Source organism: Duganella vulcania (assembly GCF_009857655.1).
GTDB lineage: Bacteria > Pseudomonadota > Gammaproteobacteria > Burkholderiales > Burkholderiaceae_D > Rugamonas > Rugamonas vulcania.
In genome coordinates, this window is record NZ_WWCX01000241.1 from 1 (window position 1) to 1,469 (window position 1,469).

Consider the following 1,469-nt stretch of genomic DNA (forward strand, 5'->3'; position numbering starts at 1 on the left):
GACTACATCGAGATGTTCTACAATCCGAAGCGCCGTCACGGATTTAATGACAGGCTTTCGCCAGCAGAGTATGAGCGAAGGCATTTTGAACGGCTCGCGGGTGTCTAGCAGACTCGTGGCGATTCAGTTCATATTTCTTCTCTATACCTAGTAATTATGCCCAAATAAATACCATTGAAAACTCCGAAATTGACAGCGGCCGCTTATGGCCGGTTTCAGCCCAGTTTAAACACACGGCTCCGCGATTATCTTGCCGCTAACTATGTGCTCCGAGCATCCGCTTGGCATAGGCAATGTCGGTGCACAGATGCCTGGCTTCGCAGCCTTGTTCTTCACGGGAGTGCAGTCACCTTGGCTCTCGTTATCATCAGAACATGTCTTACCCGAGTCACCGGTTTCGATTGCACAAAAATAGAACTGGCCCATTGGGAAAAGAATCCATTTCCCACCTCGTTCAATACACTGCTGCTTATTCTTAGCTTGCTTCAGCTTTTCGACTATTCTTGACTCGCTCGCCGAACTGCTCAGCGTGAATAGCGCTACTATGATTAATAGAATACTTCGAATCTTCATGCAATTTGCTCACAAAAATTAGAACCCCGTTCAACAATCCAACTCCGTCTGCTTCTGGCCGGCTGCTGCCTGGATGGTCAGAATAGCATTTTGCCTGCTTGCAAAGTTCACGATTTGTCACGACCCGACGGAAGCGGCCCGTAGCAGAATTGGAGCGAAATGAATGCGCTTAATCTTCTTCATGCGTTAGAACTTCCAGTCTCACACCCACTGCCGACAACTTGGCCGTGAACTCGTGCTCACGATGTAGCGGAATGTAGCCGACCATTAGACCGAAGTCAGATATCAGCTCGTTGCGTAAAGCTCCCAAGGACATATCTCTTGCAGGAAAATGCTCCGCACGAATAACCTTTAGCGCATCCGCAGACACTGGAGGTGCTGCCTTAGCAACGAGAAACTGCGTGTGTATCGAAGAAAATAGCGGCTGACTACACGTGCCTTCTTCAAACCAGTCGCAAGAAGGGCATTTAACTAAAAACAATCCGCCGTGAGTTTCCATTGAAACGCGAGCGTGACATTTTGGGCAAGACGGCTTCATAAGCCAAGTCCAAGGTGAAAGAATTGAGTGTATCTAGCTAAATAAACTGTCATTTAAACTTATTTAGTGATTGTCTGCTGCTGGCCGCTATCGGCCAACCTGCTGATCACCAATGACATTAGCCTTGAGGCCAATGCTTTGAAGCCACGGCCAGCGGGAGCGATACGATGCCGCCTTTGTTTCGAAGAGCTCTAAATGCGGAGTCAGCGAGTTCATAGTGAGAATACCATAGTAAAGCATTTGTAGCCCATTAGGAGCATAGATAGCCTCTGGCGTCGCCCCAACACAGGTGGCGAGGATGAGGAATCTGTCAATTCCATCACGAGCACTCTGAAGCGTTGGATATGGGTGGCCAAAG

The 1,469-nt window shown here is 48.6% G+C and carries 2 protein-coding genes; one reads left to right on the forward strand and one right to left on the reverse strand.

Translation table 11 applies throughout. The features are described 5' to 3' along the window. On the forward strand, positions 1–108 hold a 108-nt coding region (locus GTP90_RS35680; protein ID WP_161083488.1), incomplete at its 5' end, for an IS3 family transposase. 1,090 nt (positions 109–1,198) lie between these two features. Here GTP90_RS35680 and GTP90_RS35685 read toward each other — a convergent pair. Further along, on the reverse strand, positions 1,199–1,469 hold a 271-nt coding region (locus tag GTP90_RS35685; protein WP_161087927.1), incomplete at its 5' end, for a nucleotidyltransferase family protein.